This window comes from Janibacter limosus (assembly GCF_004295485.1).
Lineage (GTDB): Bacteria > Actinomycetota > Actinomycetes > Actinomycetales > Dermatophilaceae > Janibacter > Janibacter limosus_A.
On the sequence record NZ_CP036164.1, the window covers coordinates 985882 to 1004010 of the forward strand.

Below are 18129 nucleotides of genomic sequence, written 5' to 3' on the forward strand. Positions count from 1 at the left end.
GAGAGCCAACCCGGTCGGCCCTGCGGTCTTCGGCTGCTCCGTGCTGATCCTCATCGTCGGGCAATTGTTGTTGCCGCCAGCGTTGCGCCATGACGCCGCATCGACTGTCGACATCTCCGGAGCCCTGCTCTACCTGTGCCTGCCGCTGCTCGCGATGTTCGTGGCCTTCGGGGTGGCGTGGGTCCAGAAGGTGCACACGCTGCGCACGTTGCTGGCCGTGCGCCCGCGAGCTGCTCGTCTGCGTGGCCTGATGGCCATGGTCACCTGGGCTGGAGCGGCGCCCCTTTTCGTAGCGGTCCTAACCGTCGTCCGCACGCAGGACTTGGCCGTGGATCGACCGCTCTTCGCTGCCGTGACACTCCCTCAGGTGCTGTGGATGTGCTTGATGACCTCGATCGGCTACCTCGTTGGATCCGTCGCGCACAGATTCGTGGCGCCAGTGCTCGCCGGTGGGCTGGTGCTCGTGCTCATCGTCGCCGAAGGCGGAGGGCTCTACCCATTGGGCCACAGCGCGGCACTGGCGGGGATGACGCCCACCACTGACTCCTGGATTCTTCCCGTGGTGCTGATGTCGGGCACTCTGGCCGGAGGGATGCTCGTCATCTTCGCATTGCCACTGTGGTCCTCACGAACAGCCATCCTCGTTGCACCGATGATGGTGTTGATCGTTGCGTTGGTCGGACCCAGGGTGCCCCCGCAGGAATTCCGGCAGGCGAGTGCGGCGCAGAAGTGCACCGACGGGCCGGTGGTCGTCTGCTCCTCGGCGGCGCACCGGCAATGGGCAGCGGCGACGTCAGACTCCGCTGGTCGACTGTCTCAAGCTGCCACGGACCACGGCCTGACCCTGCCAGTGAACGCGATGGTGATCAATGCAGGTGATGCCAAACCACAGAAGCGGACTCGCGATGGAGAAGCCCGGATCTACCTGGACACCCGCGCCGCACCCGTGAGCATGCCCGTGGACCAGTTGGCTCAGGTTCTCGTGGGCATGAGTTGCGAGAACGATCAAGGTCAGGTCTTGGCTGCCGTCGCGGCGTGGTTGGCGGCATCAACGACGGACACTTCGGACGCGTTCTCGCGTGCTTGGCCCGAGTTCGCAGCACTGTCCGAGGCGGACAAGCGTGCGGCCGCTCGCCATGCTTTCTCAGGTGTCGAGTGCGGCGGACAGTGAGGTTGACGTGGCTCAGCGTTCGGGCAACGGCGGCAGAGCATCTGGTGTTTCTCTCGGCTCTCATCTGCGGGTTCATCTGGGGTGCCGTCAGACTCCCCCTGCCCGTGGAGGTGGCACTACCGCCCGACGCGGCGCTCATCTGGGCGTGCGTCATCGCATGTGCATCTGGAGTGTGTCTGCGTCCGGTCCTCCCCTGGCACGATGACATCCCACGGCGTCCACAGCCGATGTGGGCCGCAGGACGTGTCCTCGTCATCGTCGGCACAAGCGGGTTCGTCGTGCTTGCAGTGCTCCTCTTCGCTCCTGCGGGCGAGGGGGACGAGGTGCATGTGTCCCTGGCCCGCAACATCGCCGCCCTCATCGGGCTCACTCTGCTCACTCGGCGCCTGCCCTGGGGGGTGTGGTCGGTCCTGCCCTGGCTGTGGGTCTTCGCGGCGTTACTGCTCGGACGTGACCAGCGTGGCCAGATCGAGGCGTGGGCCCTGCCCATGGCCGAGCCTCTCCACGGATGGCCGACGGCTCTAGCTCTCCTGCTCATCGGGTCCCTCGTGCACGTCGTCGGCGAGCTGCGGAGGGGGTGACCGGTCCGCGGACTGCGCTGTGACTCACGGGTACCGGTGACGCACGATGATGACCATGACCACCACGCGAACTGCCATTGTCACCGGAGCTGCCCGCGGGATCGGCCGGGCCATCGCCCACCGGCTCGCCACCGACGGCCACCACGTCGCCGTCCTCGACCTCGACGAGTCGGCCTGCCAGGTCGTCGTGGACGAGATCACCGAGGGTGGCGGTACCGCCCTCGCCGTCGGCGTGGACGTCTCCGACCCCGAGCAGGTCGAGGCCGGCGTCGCTCGGGTCGCGGCCGAGCTCGGCGCCCCGACGCTGCTCGTCAACAACGCCGGGATCATCCGCGACAACATGCTCTTCAAGATGTCCGTCGACGACTGGGACTTCGTCATGGCGGTCCACCTGCGCGGCGCCTTCCTCATGACCAAGGCCGCCCAGGCCCACATGACCGCGCAGAAGTACGGCCGGATCGTCAACCTGTCCTCGACGTCCGCCCTGGGCAACCGCGGCCAGACCAACTACTCGGCGGCCAAGGCGGGCATGCAGGGCTTCACCAAGACCCTGGCCATCGAGCTCGGCAAGTTCGGCGTCACCGCCAATGCCATCGCGCCCGGGTTCATCCAGACCGACATGACGGCCGCGACCGCCGAGCGGATGGGCGTGCCCTTCGAGGACTTCCTGGCCCACGCGGCCAAGGAGACCCCGGTCGGCCGGGTCGGCCAGCCCGAGGACATCGCCGCCACCGCGTCCTTCCTGCTCTCCGAAGAGGCCGGCTTCGTCTCCGGCCAGGTCATCTACGTCGCGGGTGGCCCGCGCGACTGACCGCACCTGCGCATTTCCTTAAGGTCGTGCGGCGGTTGGTGCGCATTTCCTTAAGGTCGTGCGGTCCTCACTCCGGCGCGGTCACGAAGTCGATGAGCTCCTCCACGCGCCCGAGCAGCGCGGGCTCGAGGTCGGCGTAGGAGCGCACGGTGCCGAGGATCTGCTTCCAGGCCCGGGCGATGTCGGCCTGCGTCTCGTGGGCCCAGCCGAGGTGCGCGCAGATCCCGCGCTTCCACTCCATGGAGCGCGGGATCGTCGGCCACGCGTCCATGCCGAGGCGCTGCGGCCGCACGGACTGCCACACGTCGACATAGGGGTGGCCCACGACGAGCACGTGGTCGGGTGCCACCCGGTTGGCCTCCGCGACGATGCGTGACTCCTTGCTGCCCGGCACGAGGTGGTCGACGAGCACCCCCATCCGGCGGCCGCGGCCGGGGGAGAACTCGCGGATCGCGGCGGCCAGGTCGTCGACCCCGTCGAGAGGCTCGACGACGACGCCCTCGACGCGCAGGTCGTGGCCCCAGACCTTCTCGACGAGCTCGGCGTCGTGCCGGCCCTCGACGAAGATCCGGGACGCGAGGGCCACCTTCGCCTTGCCGTCGTGGACGGCCACCGACCCGCTCGCGGTGCGCGAGGACTGCTGCCGGACCGTGGCCAGGGCCGCACGCTGGGCCCCCTTCGGCGCGGTGAGCGTGACCGGACGCCCGTCGACGTGGAAGCCGGGGCCGAGGGGGAAGGCCTTGACCTTGCCGCGGCGGTCCTCGAGGTGGACGACGTGCACGCCGCCGGCCTTCTCCACCGAGACGACAGCGCCGACCCAGCCGGTCTCGACGTCCTCGACGACGGTTCCGCGGGTGGCCTCGAGGGCTTGGGACGTGGGGCGCGACAGCCTGCCCTTGGACTTCCAGTCGCCGGAGAGGACATCCTTGCCATATCGATCGCTCACGCTGGGACCGTAGGCGCAAGCGGGCCCGCGGGGGCGGCGGCACGCCGGATTCCGGGGAATGCCTGCCCCGGTCGTAGACTTGGCACTCAGGTGGACCGAGTGCCAGTGGTCCGGTCGTGTGTGTCGAAGGGAGGTCCGGATGAGCCAGGAGCAGCGCCGCATGGCCGTGCTCAGCGCCATCGTCGAGGACTACGTGCAGACGTCGGAGCCCGTCGGCTCCAAGGCACTGCTCGACCGCCACCAGCTCAACGTCTCGGCAGCGACCGTGCGCAACGACATGGCGGCCCTCGAGGACGAGGGCCTGATCGCCGCCCCGCACACCTCTGCCGGGCGCATCCCCACCGATGCGGGCTACCGCCTCTTCGTCGACCGTCTGGCGGCCGTGCGTCCGATGTCGAAGGGGGAGCGCGCCGCGATCACCGACTACCTCGAGGGGTCCGACGACCTCGACGTCGTCCTGGACCGCACCGTGCGCCTGCTGTCGACCCTGACCCGTCAGGTCGCCGTCGTGCAGTACCCGTCCCTGACCCGCAGCACGGTCAAGCACATCGAGCTCGTCCCGATGAGCGAGACCAGGCTCATGGTCGTGGTCATCATGGGCAGCGGTCGGGTGGAGCAGCGGATCGTGCCGATCGGCATCGACTACATGACCGCTGACGGTGCTGCCGCCCTGGCGAGTGCCCGGGCGCGGATCAATGCCGCGACCCGTGACCGACGGCTGGCCGACGCGCTGGCCTCGCTCGCGACCCTCCACGACGAGGACTCCGGCACCGAGGACGCCCTGACGGCGGGGGTGCTCGCCTCGATCGAGGAGGCCCTGGCCGAGGAGCGCGCGACCAAGGTGACGCTCGCCGGCACGGCCAACCTCGCCCGCAGCTCCAGCGACTTCCCGATGACGCTCGAGCCCGTGCTCGACGTCCTCGAGCAGCACGTCGTCCTGCTCCGGCTCCTCAGCGCCGGGGCCACGCAGGACGTCTCCGGCATCACGGTGCGCATCGGCTCCGAAAACCCGGTCTCCGGGCTGCAGAGCACCTCGCTGATCACCTCCGGGTACGGCGCCGGCGACGAGCAGGTCGGCGCCGTCGGGGTGCTCGGACCGACTCGCATGGACTACCCCGCGACGATGGCGCAGGTGCGTGCCGTCGCCGCCTATCTCTCGCGGATCGTGGATGCCTGACCCGGCGCCCGCACCGCACACCCGTAACCCGACCCACGACCTACGAGGACGTCACGCGTGAACGACTACTACGAGGACCTCGGCGTCAGCCGCGAGGCCACGCCCGAGGAGATCAAGCGGGCCTACCGCAAGCTCGCCCGCACCCTGCACCCGGACGTCAACCCGGGCGCCGAGGCCGAGGAGCAGTTCAAGAAGGTCTCGCAGGCCTACGACGTGCTCTCCGACGAGGCCAAGCGCAGCCAGTACGACCGGGGCGGTGACCCCTACGGCGGCTCCCACGACGGCTTCGGTGCCGGCTTCACCTTCAGCGACATCATGGAGCAGTTCTTCGGCCAGGCCGCCGGCGGCGGGGGGCGCGGTCCGCGCTCGCGCGCCTCGCGCGGCCAGGACGGGCTCGTCGGGCTCGAGGTCGACCTCGCGACCGCCGTCTTCGGTGGTCAGGAGGACCTGACGATCGACACCGCGGTGGTCTGCACCTCGTGCTCCGGCGACGGCGCCCAGCCCGGCACGGGGCGTCGCCGGTGCGACACCTGTGGTGGTCGCGGCGAGGTGCAGCAGGTCCAGCGCTCCTTCCTCGGCCAGGTCATGACCAGCCGCCCCTGCCCCACCTGCCAGGGCTTCGGCGAGGTCATCCCCAACCCCTGCCACGAGTGCTCCGGCCAGGGCCGCGTGCGCAGCCGCCGGACGATGAAGGTCCGCATCCCCGCCGGCGTCGACTCCGGCACCCGCATCCACCTCGCCGGCGAAGGGGAGGTCGGTCCCGGTGGTGGTGCTGCTGGCGACCTCTACGTCGAGCTGCGCGTGGCCGAGCACGAGACCTTCACCCGCCGTGGTGACGACCTGCACGCGTCCGTGGCCGTCCCGATGACGGCGGCCGCCCTCGGTGTGACGATGAGCTTCGCCACCCTCGACGGTGAGCAGGAGATCACGATCAAGCGCGGCACCCAGCCCGGCGACACCATCGTCCTCGACGGACTGGGCGTCACCCACCTGCGCCGCGAGGGTCGCGGCGACCTGGTGATCCACGTCGACGTGCGCACCCCCACCAAGCTCGACGCCGAGCAGGAGCAGCTGCTGCGCGACCTCGCGCGGGTCCGCGACGAGGAGCAGCCCGACGGCGAGCTCGACGACGTCGACTCCGGCTTCGTCGGCCGGCTGCGGCACGCCTTCAAGGGCCGCTGACCGGGCTCCCGGCGATGACCGCACCGCTCTTCCTCGTCGACCCCGGCGCCCTCGACGGGCTCGGGGTCGACGACGTCGTCGAGCTGACCGGCACCGAGGCGCACCACGCGGCCACCGTCGTGCGCCTGTCCGTGGGGGAGGAGGTGCTCGTCGCCGACCGGCAGGGTGCCCGCGTCCTCACCACGGCGCAGGCCGTCTCGGGTGATCTCGTGCGGCTGCGGATCGCCTCGCGGGCCGACGAGCCGGCACCCTCCCTTCGCCTCGTCCTCGTGCAGGCGCTGTCCAAGGACGGCCGCGACGAGGACGCCGTCGAGGCGGCCACCGAGCTCGGCGTCGACGGGATCATCCCGTGGCAGGCCGACCGCTCGATCGTGCGGTGGAAGGGCCCCAAGGCCGACAAGGGCCTGCGCAAGTGGGCCAACGTGATCGAGCGCGCCGCCAAGCAGTCCCGGCGCGGTCGTTGGCCGGTCCTCGGCGAGCTCGAGTCGAGCTCGTCGCTCGCCGCACGGTGCGCGCAGGAGGGGGTCACCCCCTTCGTCCTGCACGAGGACGCGACCTCCCCGCTGGCCACGGCCGCGCTGCCGAGCGAAGGGGAGATCCTCCTCGTCGTCGGACCCGAAGGGGGCATCTCGCCCCAGGAGGTCGACCGCCTGGTTGCCGCCGGGGCCGTCCCCGTGCGCCTCGGGACCGAGGTGCTGCGCGCCTCCACCGCCGGACCGGCGGCGATCGCCGTGCTGAGCGCCATGGGCCGCTGGCGGTGAGCCATGGGGGAGTGTTCCCCATGGCCGAGGACCGGCGCACTCACTAGCCTCGTGCCGTTGGCCAACGCGACGACCTGAAGGAGTTCCCGTGGGGGAAATGCAGGAGGGGATGGACGTCGCTCGCGTGCGCTCCATCGCGGCCCAGGTGGCTTGCCTGGGCGACGACGTCGAGGCGGTGGCGAAGCAGGGGAGGGGGCAGCTGGCCACCCTGAGCGCCGCTTGGGAGGGACCCGATCTCGAGACCTTCACGGGTCGCTGGGACGGACTGGAGCCCTCGATCCACCAGCTCTCCGAGAACCTGCGGGAGTACAGCACGACGATGACGCGCAACGCTGACGACCAGGAGAAGGGGTCCGCTGGTGACGGTCGGGGCCCCGACGGACCTGGTGGCCCCGGCGGACAGCGCGGTCCGGTCGAGGGCCCGAGCTTCATCGACCGGATCAAGAACCTGCTCGGGGGTGACCTCAAGGACGCGCTGAACGCGTTGAAGAAGGGCTTCGGTGCCGCCACGGGGCTGTGGGGCCTGGCCCGCTTCCTCGGGGGCAAGGGCAACTTCCTGCAGGACCTGAAGTTCCTGTCCAAGTACCTCGGCAAGAGTGAGGCGGTCAGGGCGCTCGGCCGCATCGGGCCGATGACGCTCGCCGAGGCGAAGGCAGCCGGGCTCGCGGGCTGGACTCACAAGCTCGGCTCCTTCGGCGGTCTCGTGCGTGGTGCCGGTGCCCTCATGGGCAAGGTGGCCGGCCCACTCGGCGTGGTCTTCGGCGGGATCGACATCTACGAGGGCATCAAGAACGGTGACTGGCTCACGGCCGTCAAGGGCGGGGCCGGGGTCGTCTCCGGTGCTGCCGTCACGGCCCTCGCCTTCGGCGGCGCCGCCCTGGCGGGCACGGCAGCGGCTCCCTTCATCCTCGGTGCCGCGGTCGTGGGCGGCGCCGTCTGGGCTGGCATCGAGATCTGGCAGAACCGCGAGGCCATCTGGAACGGCATGAAGACCGTCGGCTCATGGGTGGGCGACCGCGCCTCGGACGTCTACAACGGGGTCACGGACGCGGCATCGTCCGTCAAGGACACGGCAGGTAGCGTCATCAAGGGCATCGGCAAGGGACTCGGGAGCGTGTTCGGATGAGCGTGGAGACGACTGCAGCGGAGCGGGACACCCCGCACGAGCCCAGCCTGGCGGACTCGCCGACGGCCCGCGAGGCGGTGGACCGAGTGCTCGCCGAGCTCGAGGCGACCCAGGAGCCCTTCCTCCAGCTCGTGACCCTGACCGACGAGGAGCTCGTGGCCTTGAGCGACGACCCCGAGGACGCCACCCCCTTCGGTGAGTGGTACTCGGGGCTGACGGTGGAGCAGCAGGAGCTGGCCCAGACCGCAGCCCTGCGCACGCAGACCGCCAACGACCGGTTCCTGCTCACGCGTGAGGACGAGGAGGCCGACGCCGTGCCGCTCGTGTCGCCGGAGGTGCTCGCGGTGCTGCGGCTGAAGAGGACCGGCACCATGACGCTCAACGCGACCCGAGTCATGCAGGACGACATCGCCTGGCTCATCCACCGTCGTGCTGGCGACGTCTGGCTGCGCGAGCTGGTCACCCGGCAGGGCTACCACTCCTTCGCCCTGCTCAAGCCTGAGACGGACGAGGCGGAGACCACCCTCGCTTGGGCGGGCGTGCGGCCCGACGCCCCTGCAGCCGATGACGTGCGTGCCGCGGTCGCGCTCGACGAGGTCACCGACCCGACGAAGCTGCCCTTCCTCGAGCAGACCACGGCGATGACGACCTTCGTGCGCCTGCACCCCGAGGGGTCGGGGACCGAGGGGGACATCCTCATGACGCACGTGCGCAACGACGGCTCGGTCTTCGTCGGTGGGCGAGACGGCGCCCGTGTGCGCTACAGCGGGATCTCGGCCGGTGACCTGGCCGAGGACTTCCGCGCCTGGCGGAGCCGCTGGTGAGTGGGCTCGTGCGGGACGACGGGTCGGGTCGCATCCACGCCGAGCTGGCGCAGCTGGCCCGCTGGAGCCAGCAGGACGCCGGCCGGGTCGTTGCGACCTTCACGCCCAACCCGCCCTGGTACCTCACGCTCCCGTGGCTCGTCATCGGACTGATGCTGCTCGTGGGCGCGTACCCGCTCAACCCCAAGTTCTTCCCGGTCTCGGCAGCGATCATTCTCGCGATCTTCGGGGGCACAGCGCTGCTGGCCTGGCTGTGGGCGCGCTCGCAGAAGACCCGTGTTGCCGAGCGCGCGCTGCTCCTCGGTCCGAGGCGACGGGTCATCCCCTTCGCCACCATCGACCCGGGCAGGGTCGCCATCTCGACCCGGGTGCGCAACCTGGGTCGCCACTTCCACTCGGGTGGCACCCGCATCCTGCAGAGCCAGGGACCGGTGGCCGTGGTCAACGCCCTCAACCCCGACCCCGGGGCGAGCAGCCCACACCTGCCGCCCTCGAGCGTGCCGAGCCCCTTCTGTGAGTGGGGGCTGTCCGGGGACCCCATCGAGGTCCTCACGGCCGTCGAGTCGGCGATGGTGCATGCAGGGTTCCCGGCGCAGGGCATGACCCAGCGCGCGCAGGAGCGCACCTTCACCCCTGCCTCGTCGCACCCCCCGCAGGACCTGCTCGTCCAGCGTCGCGCGCTGGACCCGCCCCTCGCGGACTGAGAGATGGTCACCGACCCGGTCATCGGCCTGCCGCACGCATAGACTGGCGCCACGATGCCTCGATCAGACCAACCAGACCTGCGCGCCCTCGACGCCATCCCCGACGACCCGCGTGCCGCCCCCCCGGGTGCCTCGGCCAGCGTCCAGCAGACCATCGTCATGCCGGACAACGTGCCCATGGTCGGTCTCCTCGGAGCGACCGACGAGCTGCTGCGCACGATGGAGCGCGCCTTCCCCAAGACCGAGATCCTCGTGCGGGGCAACGAGTTCCGGCTCAACGGCCCGAGCAACGACCTCGAGGTGATCGACCGTCTCCTCGATGAGCTGACGGAGATCGTCGAGGCCGGCCAGCCGCTCAACAAGGACGCCGTCGAGCGCTCGATCACCATGCTGCGCGGCCAGACCCGCGAGCGGCCCGCCGACGTGCTGACGATGAACATCGTGTCCAACCGGGGGCGCACCATCCGCCCCAAGACGCTCGGGCAGAAGCACTACGTCGACGCGATCGGCGACAACACGGTGATCTTCGGCATCGGCCCGGCCGGTACCGGCAAGACCTACCTGGCGATGGCCAAGGCGGTCGCCGCGCTGCAGGCCAAGCAGGTCAACCGGATCATCCTCACCCGCCCGGCCGTCGAGGCGGGGGAAAAGCTGGGCTTCCTGCCCGGCACCCTGGGCGACAAGATCGACCCGTACCTGCGTCCGCTCTACGACGCGCTGCACGACATGATCGACCCCGAGACGATCCCGCGGCTCATGGCGGCCGGCACGATCGAGGTCGCGCCGCTGGCCTTCATGCGCGGCCGGACGCTCAACGACTCCTTCATCATCCTCGACGAGGCGCAGAACACCTCGCCCGAGCAGATGAAGATGTTCCTCACCCGCCTCGGCTTCGGCTCCAAGATGGTCGTCACCGGTGACACCAGCCAGGTCGACCTGCCCTCGGGCACGGAGTCGGGGCTGAAGGTCGTCCAGCGCATCCTCGCCGACGTCGACGACGTGCACTTCGCCCACCTCGAGGCCTCCGACGTCGTGCGACACCGCCTGGTGCAGCAGATCGTCGGCGCCTACGACCGCTACGACGCGACCAAGGGGGAGCGCCGATGAGCATCGACGTGCTCAACGAGACCGACCACGAGGTCGCGGAGGTCGAGTTCGTCGAGCTCAGCCGCTACGTCCTCGACGAGATGCGGGTGCACCCGCAGGCCGAGCTGTGCATCCGCTTCGTCGACGAACCGACGATGACCGTCCTGCACGAGCAGTGGATGGACCTGGCCGGACCCACCGATGTCATGAGCTTCCCCATGGACGAGCTGCGACCGGGGCGCGAGGGCGAGACCTCCCTCGAGGGTGTCCTCGGCGACATCGTCGTCTGCCCCTCGATCGCCGAGCAGCAGGCCGTCACCGCCGGCCATGCCGCCATCGAGGAGATGCTGCTGCTGACGACCCACGGGATCCTGCACCTCCTCGGCTACGACCACGCCGAGCCCGACGAGGAGAAGGAGATGTTCGAGCTGCAGCGCCAGCTCCTCCTGACCTTCCTGGCCGGCCGTGGGAGGGAGACCTCCGGGTGATGACCCTGATCATCGGCGCGGTCGTCTCGATCGTCGTCGCCTTCGTCCTCACCCTCGTGGACGCAGCGATCGGGTCCACCTCCCGCGTCGCGGCGGAGCAGGCCGACAGCGAGGGGCGAAGGGGGGCACCCGCCCTCCGCAAGATCCTCGCCGACAGCGCCGGGCCGATCTCCGTCCTCGCCTTCCTGCGGGCCATCGCCGAGGCGAGCGCCGCGGTACTCATCACCCTCGTCGTCGTCGAGGAGGTCGAGCGCACCTGGCTGGCGCTGATCGTCTCGGCAGCGATCATGGTCGTCGTCACCTTCGTCCTCGTCGGCGTCTCGCCCCGGACCCTCGGGCAGCAGCACAGCACGCGGATCGCCCTGGCAGGGGCTCCCGTCGTCATCGGGTTGCGGCGCGTGCTCGGACCCGTCGCGCGACTGCTCGTCTCCTTCGGCAATGCCGTGACACCCGGTGGCGGGTACCGCGACGGGCCCTTCCGCTCCGAGGCGGAGCTGCGCGACCTGCTCGACCTGGCGGGGGAGTCCTCGATCATCGAGGACGAGGAGCGCGACATGCTGCACTCCGTCTTCGAGCTTGGGGACACGATGGCCAGCGAGGTGATGGTCCCGCGCACCGACATGATCACCATCGAGTCCGACAAGCCGGCCCGCAAGGGGCTCAACCTCTTCATCCGCTCCGGGTTCTCCCGGGTCCCGGTCGTCGGTGAGTCCAGCGACGACATCGTCGGCCTGCTCTACCTCAAGGACGTCGTGCGGCGGCTCATCGCCGACGACGATGCTCGCGACCTGCCGGTCTCGACCATGATGCGGCCGGCCCCCTTCGTCCCCGAGAGCAAGCCGGTCGATGCGCTGCTGCGCGAGATGCAGCGCGACCAGACGCACGCCGCGATCGTCGTCGACGAGTACGGCGGTACCGCGGGGCTGGTGACGATCGAGGACATCCTCGAGGAGATCGTCGGTGAGATCACCGACGAGTACGACCGTGAGGGGCCCGGGGTGCAGGACCTTGGCAGCGGCCGCTTCCGGGTCCCGGCCGGGATGCACATCGACGACCTCGGCGAGCTCTACGGCGTGGAGCTCGACGACGAGGAGGTCGACACGGTCGGGGGCCTGATCGGCAAGGTCACCGGTCGCGTGCCGATCGTCGGCGCCCGGTGCATGGTGGGTGGCCTGTCCCTCACTGCTGAGAAGATGTCCGGACGACAACACCGCATCGCCACCGTCATCGTCGAGCAGGTCTCCACGGAGTCGACGCAGGACGGGCGCGAGCACGAGGAGATCGGGGCATGACCGTGGACCAGCCGGACGCGACCCAGTGGCACGCAGGATTTGCCTGCCTGGTCGGACGCCCCAACGCGGGCAAGTCGACCCTGACCAATGCCCTCGTCGGCGACAAGGTGGCCATCACCTCGAGCAAGCCGCAGACGACGCGGCACACCATCCGCGGCATCGTCACCCGGGACCACCAGCAGCTGATCCTCGTCGACACCCCGGGTCTGCACCGACCGCGCACCCTGCTCGGTGAGCGTCTCAACGACCTGGTCCGCGAGACCCTGCTCGAGGTCGACGTCATCGGCTTCTGCCTGCCCGCCGACCAGAAGGTCGGGCCCGGTGACACCTACATCGCCCGGGACCTGGCCGAGCTGCAGCGGGCCAAGCGCGTACCGGTGGTGGCCATCGCCACCAAGAGCGACAAGGTCGACCGCGAGCGGCTGGCCGAGCACCTCATCGCCATCGACCAGCTGGGTGACTGGGCCGCGATCATCCCGTGCTCCGCCGTGCGCGGCGACCAGGTCGAGGAGCTCTTCGGGGTGCTCGTCGAGCACCTGCCCACCTCGCCGGCGGCGCTGTACCCCGAGGGTCAGCTCAGCGACGAGGACGACGACAAGATGATCGCCGAGCTCGTGCGCGAGGCGGCCCTCGAGGGTGTGCGCGACGAGCTCCCGCACAGCCTGGCCGTGGTCGTCGAGGAGATCGTGCCGCGCGAGGGCCGACCGGACGACGACCCGATGCTCGACGTGCGGGTCAACGTCTTCGTCGAGCGCGACAGCCAGAAGGCGATCATCATCGGTCGGGGCGGCTCACGCCTGCGTGAGGTGGGGACGACGGCCCGGGTCGGCATCGAAAAGCTGCTGGGTAGCAAGGTCTTCCTCGACCTGCACGTCAAGGTCGCCAAGGACTGGCAGCGGGACCCCAAGCAGCTGCAGCGACTGGGCTTCTGAGGTCACGAGTCGGTTACGGGCATTTGGGTCAGGCCCGCTGGGTGGTTCAGAGTGGCTGGTTGGGCAGCATGCTGCCACTACCGCCACTACTGACAAACGACGACTGATACTCGCAACGACTCAAACTTGGGAGGAGCGGCCCGGACGAGCTCCTTGCGCCCGGGCGTGACCCGACGTGACTGAACCTACGCAACCACCGACCTCTGGACCGCACGCACCGCCACGCGACACCCGACGCGTCGACCACCCGGCCCTCGAGCCGCGGATCGTCGACAAGAGCGACAAGCTCGGCATCGACTACATCGTCTTCGGCGTGACCGCCGTGCTCGCCATCGCCTTCGTCCTGTGGGGCGTGCTGAGCACCGCATCGCTGGCCAGCGCCTCGGCCAGCGGCCTCGACTGGGTCGTGACCAACACCGGCTGGCTCTTCGCGCTGGCCTCGACCGGCTTCGTCTTCTTCGTCATCTGGCTGGCCGCCAGCAAGTACGGCAACATCCCGCTCGGCGCTGACGGCGAGCAGCCCGAGTTCAAGACGATCTCGTGGATCGCGATGATGTTCTCCGCCGGCATGGGGATCGGCCTGATGTTCTGGGGGGCGGCGGAGCCGCTCGCGCACTTCCTCACGCCGCCACCCGGCACCGGCGAGGTCGGCAACGATCAAGCCACCCGGACGGCCATGGCCACGACCCTCTTCCACTGGACGTTGCACCCGTGGGCCATCTACACCGTCGCCGGTCTGGCGATCGGTTACGGCGTCTTCCGCAAGGGCCGTGGCCTGACGATCAGCGCGGTCTTCGAGCCGCTGCTCGGCAAGCGTCAGGTCGAGGGGCCGGCCGGCAAGGTCATCGACATCTTCGCGATCTTCGCCACGCTCTTCGGCTCGGCGACCTCGCTGGGCCTGGGCGCGCTGCAGATCGCCTCCGGCGTCAAGATCGTCGGCTGGGCCAACGACGTGACCAACACCGTGCTCGTCCTCATCATCGTCGTGCTGACGATCTGCTTCATCTTCTCCGCCGTCTCCGGTGTGGAGAAGGGCATCCAGTGGCTGTCCAACACCAACATGGTGCTGGCCTTCGTCCTGGCCGCCTTCGTCTTCGTGGCCGGCCCGACGATCTTCATCCTCAACCTGGTCCCGACCTCGCTGGGCACCTACATGCAGCACCTCATGGAGTACTCCGCGCGGACCAACGCCCAGGGTGAGCCGGGCATGAAGGACTGGCTCTCGGGCTGGACGATCTTCTACTGGGCCTGGTGGGTCAGCTGGACCCCCTTCGTCGGCATGTTCATCGCCCGCATCTCGCGTGGTCGCACCATCCGCGAGTTCGTCACCGGCGTGCTCCTCGTGCCGAGCACCGTCAGCCTGATCTGGTTCGCGATCTTCGGTGGTGCCGCCATCAAGGCGCAGGAGATGGGCGTGCCCCTCGACAAGTTCGAGGGCGGCGAGGAGAGCACGCTCTTCGCGCTGCTCGACTCGATGCCGTGGGCCGCCGTGACCTCGGTGCTCGTCATGGTGCTCGTCGCGATCTTCTTCGTCTCGGGCGCGGACGCGGCCTCGATCGTCATGGGCTCGCTCAGCGAGCGCGGCACGCTCGAGCCCAACAAGGTCACGGTGATCTTCTGGGGTGTCGCCACCGGCGCCGCCGCGGCGATCATGCTCATCATCGGCGGCGAGGACTCGCTGACAGGTCTGCAGCAGGTGACCATCGTCGCGGCACTGCCCTTCGTGCTGATCATGATCGGTATGGCGGTCTCGCTGATGAAGGACCTCAAGACCGACCCGATGGCGGTGCGCGGTGCGTACGCCCGTGCGGCGCTCTCGCAGGCCGTCGTCGCCGGCGTCACCGAGCACGGTGACGACTTCGTCCTGTCGGTCGACCACGCCGCTCCCGGTGAGGGCATCGACCGCGACAAGGTCGCGCCGCTGACCACCGAGGGAGTCTCCTCGGAGTCGTCCTCGCAGGACGGCCCGGAGGCTGGCACGCGGGCCTGATCCAGCCGCTCCGTGTCCGGGGCCTGAGCACCGATGTGGGTGTTCAGGCCCCGACGCCTATCCTTGGGGCATGCACATCGGAGTCTTTGGAGCCACCGGCCAGGTCGGACAGGTCATGCGAGCGCTGCTCGAGGAGCGGGACTTCCCCGTCACCTCGATCCGCTACTTCGCCTCTGCGCGGTCCGCCGGGTCGACCCTGCCGTGGAAGGACGAGGAGGTGACGGTCGAGGACACCGCGACCGCCGACTTCTCGGGTCTGGACATCGCACTCTTCTCCAACGGGGGGACCACCAGCAAGGAGTGGGCGCCCAAGGTCGCCGCTGCGGGCGCCACCGTCGTCGACAACTCGAGCGCCTGGCGCAAGGACGACGAGGTCCCGCTCGTCGTCTCCGAGGTCAACCCCGGCGACATCGCCGACCTGCCCAAGGGCATCATCGCCAACCCCAACTGCACGACCATGGCCGCGATGCCGGTGCTCAAGCCGCTGCACGACGAGGCGGGCCTGGTCGCCCTTCGCGTCTCGACCTACCAGGCCGTCTCCGGCTCTGGTGGCGTCGGCCTGACCGAGCTCGACAGCCAGCTGCGCGCCGGCTATGCCTCGGGCGACCCCAAGGACCTCGCCCGCGACGGGTCCGCGCTGACCCTCCCCGCGCCCCAGGTCTACGAGGTGCCGGTCGGCTTCAACGTCGTGCCGGTCGCCGGGTCCGTCCAGGACGACGGCACCCTCGAGACCGACGAGGAGCAAAAGCTGCGCAACGAGTCGCGCAAGATCCTGCACCTGCCCGACCTGCGGGTCTCCGGCACCTGTGTGCGCGTGCCGGTCTTCACCGGTCACGCGCTGGCGATCCACGCCGAGTTCGACCGTGCGATCACCCCGGAGCGGGCCAAGGAGATCCTCGAGGCCGCGGACGGCGTCGTCGTCACCGACGTGCCCAACCCGCTCGAGGCCGCGGGCAAGGACGACGTCTTCGTCGGTCGCATCCGCGCCGACCAGTCCGTCGTCGACGGCAAGGGCCTGACGCTCTTCGTCGTCGGTGACAACCTGCGCAAGGGCGCGGCGCTCAACGCCGTGCAGATCGCCGAGGCGATCGCGGCCCGTCAGGGCTGAGCAGCACCCACCCACGTCGAAGGGGGTCGCTCACCGTGATGGTGAGCGACCCCCTTCGCTGCGTGGCTGAACTGCCAGACGAGTGTTGCATATGTGCAACGCTCGTCTACACTGAATTTCATGAACCTTGCGGAGCGCATTGCGACCCTGCGCCGAGCCAACGAGCTGAGCGCTCGTCAGCTCGCAGCGCTGGTGGACGTCGCTCCCACAACAGTCACCCGGATCGAGGCCGGTCAGGTCAGTCCGTCCTTCGACTTGGCGCAGGAGATCCTGGCTGTCCTTGGAGAGCCGATCGGCTTCATCGGCGCGGCTGACGTGGACGCGCTGGCAGCTGCGCGGTGGGCGTTTGACCCGGAGCTGGCCGTCGCCGAGTCGCGGGGCGTCGACCTGTGGCGGCAGCGGTGGTCGCGGATCGGCCTGCTTGATGCTGCCGGGCGAGTCGTGCCGGGACGAGAGGCGGACCTGCTCTTTCGTGCTGGACGAGTCGCTCGACTCACGCGTCGCCCCGGTTCTGTCGACTTTGCGGCGGGCCCGAGTGCAGTCGACATCGCCGGTGCGCTCAAGGTGTCGGGGGTCGATTACGCACTGACGGGTGATGCTGGTGCAAACCTCTACCGCTCCAGCGCAGGAGAGACGTGGCCCGTGCTCTACGTGGAGGACGTCGCCCGGGCGGCCAGCGCGGCAGGGCTCGTCCGCAAGGGGCCCGGCACCTTCGGGCTGCGAGTCACGCTGATCCCCTTCGACGGGATCAGTGAGCTCGGCCGGACACGCATCGACGGCATCACCGTGGCGTCTCGTGATCAGGTCATCATCGACGCCTACGGCGGCATCGACCGGATGGCTGAGCAAGCCGACATCCTGTTGGGACGACGGTTGGCATGACCACGGCCAAGGCGCCCCGCGGCGAGATCGAGTGGAGTCGACGCGCGATCCTCAATGTGGTCAACGTCCTTGCCGTGCACGCCGAGTCGTTGACGCTCGTCGGTGCGCATGCGGTCCTGCTGCGGACGATGGACCTTGATGTGCCGCGGATGCCGACGGGTGATGGCGATCTGGGGGTGACTCCCGGTCTGGTCGGCGACCTTCCCAGCATCGAGGCGTTGCTGACCGACGCCGGGTATGAGCATCGATCGACGGCGCGTCCTGGTCTGTGGGGACGGGAGCCCTATGAGGAGTTCGACGGCAGCCAGTCCTTCCGCGAAAAGATCGATCTGCTCGCTCCGCACGGTCTCTCCGGCACGACCAGTCGCACCAGGCGTGGCGTTCCGGTCCTGCAACCAGCGCACGGCAAGCTGGCGGTCGGCAATGTTCTCGGTCTAGAGCTCTGCGCATTCAACCGATCCACCATGACGATCGCCGACCTTGCGGACCCGGGGCTCTCGGCTGAGATCCACGTGGCAGACATCCCGGCGCTCATTCTGGCCAAGGGGTCGAAGATCGGCGAGCGGCTCCGCGAGCCACGCAAGGGAGCAGTCCGCGACAAGGACCTCGGTGACCTGTGGCGGCTGATGGCGTCAGCAGATCCTGGTGAGACGGTCCCCGTGATCGAGCATTTCGTGGACCATCCAGAGATTGGTGCCGACGTTCGGCAGAGCGTCGCGTGGACCGCTGCCGTGTTGCGTGATCCGGTGAGCGTCGAGCGAGCCAAGTCGACGTTCGACACCTTCGTCGACCCCGCTGCCATCGACAGCGTCTTCGGCCGGTGGCATGCAGCGTTGAGGACGTGACTGTAGGCGCTCACCGAGGCCGAACCGGTGAGCGCCGCTCGTCGTCCTCAGCCCACGTCGAAGGGGGTCGCTCACCGTCATGGTGAGCGACCCCCTTCGCAGCGGGCGGCCCGGTGTTTCACATGCCGTCAACGTCCTGATGGTTGTGTGTTGAACCGGTAGCCCTGGCTGCCGGCAGCCCTGTCTGGGCCACGCCGGCACGTGGGGCTACCGGTTCAACACA

At 69.4% G+C, this 18129-nt stretch carries 18 protein-coding genes; 17 read left to right on the plus strand and 1 reads right to left on the minus strand.

The annotated features are described in order from the left end of the window. Positions 1–40 precede the first annotated feature (40 nt). The 3 genes from EXU32_RS04770 (at position 41) to fabG (ending at position 2563) form a co-directional block, all read left to right on the plus strand. Positions 41–1171 (plus strand): hypothetical protein, encoded by a 1131-nt coding sequence (locus EXU32_RS04770; protein WP_130628870.1) that lies wholly within the window; start codon positions 41–43, stop codon positions 1169–1171. Between the two features lie 278 nt (positions 1172–1449). Beyond that, a complete protein-coding gene (locus EXU32_RS04775; protein WP_165399576.1) occupies positions 1450–1752 on the plus strand; it encodes a hypothetical protein in 303 nt (100 codons plus the stop codon). 55 nt (positions 1753–1807) lie between these two features. After that, complete coding sequence (fabG, locus tag EXU32_RS04780; protein ID WP_130628872.1) at positions 1808–2563, plus strand: 3-oxoacyl-ACP reductase FabG; 756 nt, start codon at positions 1808–1810, stop codon at positions 2561–2563. 67 nt (positions 2564–2630) lie between these two features. Here fabG and EXU32_RS04785 read toward each other — a convergent pair whose 3' ends face one another. Then, positions 2631–3509 carry a DUF3097 domain-containing protein gene (locus EXU32_RS04785; RefSeq protein ID WP_130628873.1) on the minus strand — a complete coding sequence of 293 codons (879 nt, stop codon included), beginning with the start codon at positions 3507–3509 and terminating at the stop codon, positions 2631–2633. A gap of 139 nt (positions 3510–3648) precedes the next feature. Here EXU32_RS04785 and hrcA point away from each other — a divergent pair, with 139 nt between their 5' ends. The 14 genes from hrcA (at position 3649) to EXU32_RS04855 (ending at position 17906) form a co-directional block, all read left to right on the plus strand. Next, positions 3649–4686, plus strand: coding sequence for a heat-inducible transcriptional repressor HrcA (gene hrcA / locus EXU32_RS04790; protein WP_130628874.1), 1038 nt, complete (start codon positions 3649–3651; stop codon positions 4684–4686). 57 nt (positions 4687–4743) lie between these two features. Next, positions 4744–5868 (plus strand): molecular chaperone DnaJ, encoded by a 1125-nt coding sequence (gene dnaJ / locus EXU32_RS04795; protein WP_130628875.1) that lies wholly within the window; start codon positions 4744–4746, stop codon positions 5866–5868. Positions 5869–5882: 14 nt separating this feature from the next. After that, a complete protein-coding gene (locus tag EXU32_RS04800) occupies positions 5883–6629 on the plus strand; it encodes a 16S rRNA (uracil(1498)-N(3))-methyltransferase (protein ID WP_130628876.1) in 747 nt (248 codons plus the stop codon). Between the two features lie 88 nt (positions 6630–6717). Further along, a complete protein-coding gene (locus EXU32_RS04805; protein ID WP_130628877.1) occupies positions 6718–7755 on the plus strand; it encodes a WXG100 family type VII secretion target in 1038 nt (345 codons plus the stop codon). Then, positions 7752–8579, plus strand: a complete 828-nt coding sequence (locus EXU32_RS04810; protein WP_130628878.1) for a hypothetical protein — start codon at positions 7752–7754, stop codon at positions 8577–8579. The genes EXU32_RS04805 and EXU32_RS04810 overlap by 4 nt, the downstream gene beginning before the upstream one ends. Then, positions 8576–9283: a hypothetical protein gene (locus EXU32_RS04815; RefSeq protein WP_130628879.1), complete on the plus strand. Its 708-nt coding sequence runs from the start codon at positions 8576–8578 to the stop codon at positions 9281–9283. Before EXU32_RS04810 ends, EXU32_RS04815 begins: the two co-directional genes overlap by 4 nt. A 54-nt stretch (positions 9284–9337) precedes the next feature. Then, positions 9338–10390, plus strand: a complete 1053-nt coding sequence (locus tag EXU32_RS04820; protein WP_130628880.1) for a PhoH family protein — start codon at positions 9338–9340, stop codon at positions 10388–10390. After that, positions 10387–10857, plus strand: coding sequence for an rRNA maturation RNase YbeY (ybeY, locus tag EXU32_RS04825; protein WP_130628881.1), 471 nt, complete (start codon positions 10387–10389; stop codon positions 10855–10857). Before EXU32_RS04820 ends, ybeY begins: the two co-directional genes overlap by 4 nt. Then, the gene (locus EXU32_RS04830) at positions 10857–12149 is read left to right on the plus strand and encodes a CNNM domain-containing protein (protein WP_165399577.1); all 1293 of its coding nucleotides are present in this window, start codon (positions 10857–10859) and stop codon (positions 12147–12149) included. Before ybeY ends, EXU32_RS04830 begins: the two co-directional genes overlap by 1 nt. Then, positions 12146–13081, plus strand: a complete 936-nt coding sequence (gene era, locus EXU32_RS04835; RefSeq protein ID WP_130628883.1) for a GTPase Era — start codon at positions 12146–12148, stop codon at positions 13079–13081. The genes EXU32_RS04830 and era overlap by 4 nt, the downstream gene beginning before the upstream one ends. Before the next feature lie 175 nt (positions 13082–13256). Next, positions 13257–15071: a BCCT family transporter gene (locus tag EXU32_RS04840; RefSeq protein ID WP_431603050.1), complete on the plus strand. Its 1815-nt coding sequence runs from the start codon at positions 13257–13259 to the stop codon at positions 15069–15071. 70 nt (positions 15072–15141) lie between these two features. Beyond that, positions 15142–16179 (plus strand): aspartate-semialdehyde dehydrogenase, encoded by a 1038-nt coding sequence (locus EXU32_RS04845; RefSeq protein WP_130628884.1) that lies wholly within the window; start codon positions 15142–15144, stop codon positions 16177–16179. 120 nt (positions 16180–16299) lie between these two features. Then, positions 16300–17061: a helix-turn-helix transcriptional regulator gene (locus tag EXU32_RS04850; protein ID WP_130628885.1), complete on the plus strand. Its 762-nt coding sequence runs from the start codon at positions 16300–16302 to the stop codon at positions 17059–17061. Beyond that, a complete protein-coding gene (locus EXU32_RS04855) occupies positions 17058–17906 on the plus strand; it encodes a hypothetical protein (RefSeq protein WP_130628886.1) in 849 nt (282 codons plus the stop codon). The genes EXU32_RS04850 and EXU32_RS04855 overlap by 4 nt, the downstream gene beginning before the upstream one ends. Positions 17907–18129 lie beyond the last annotated feature (223 nt).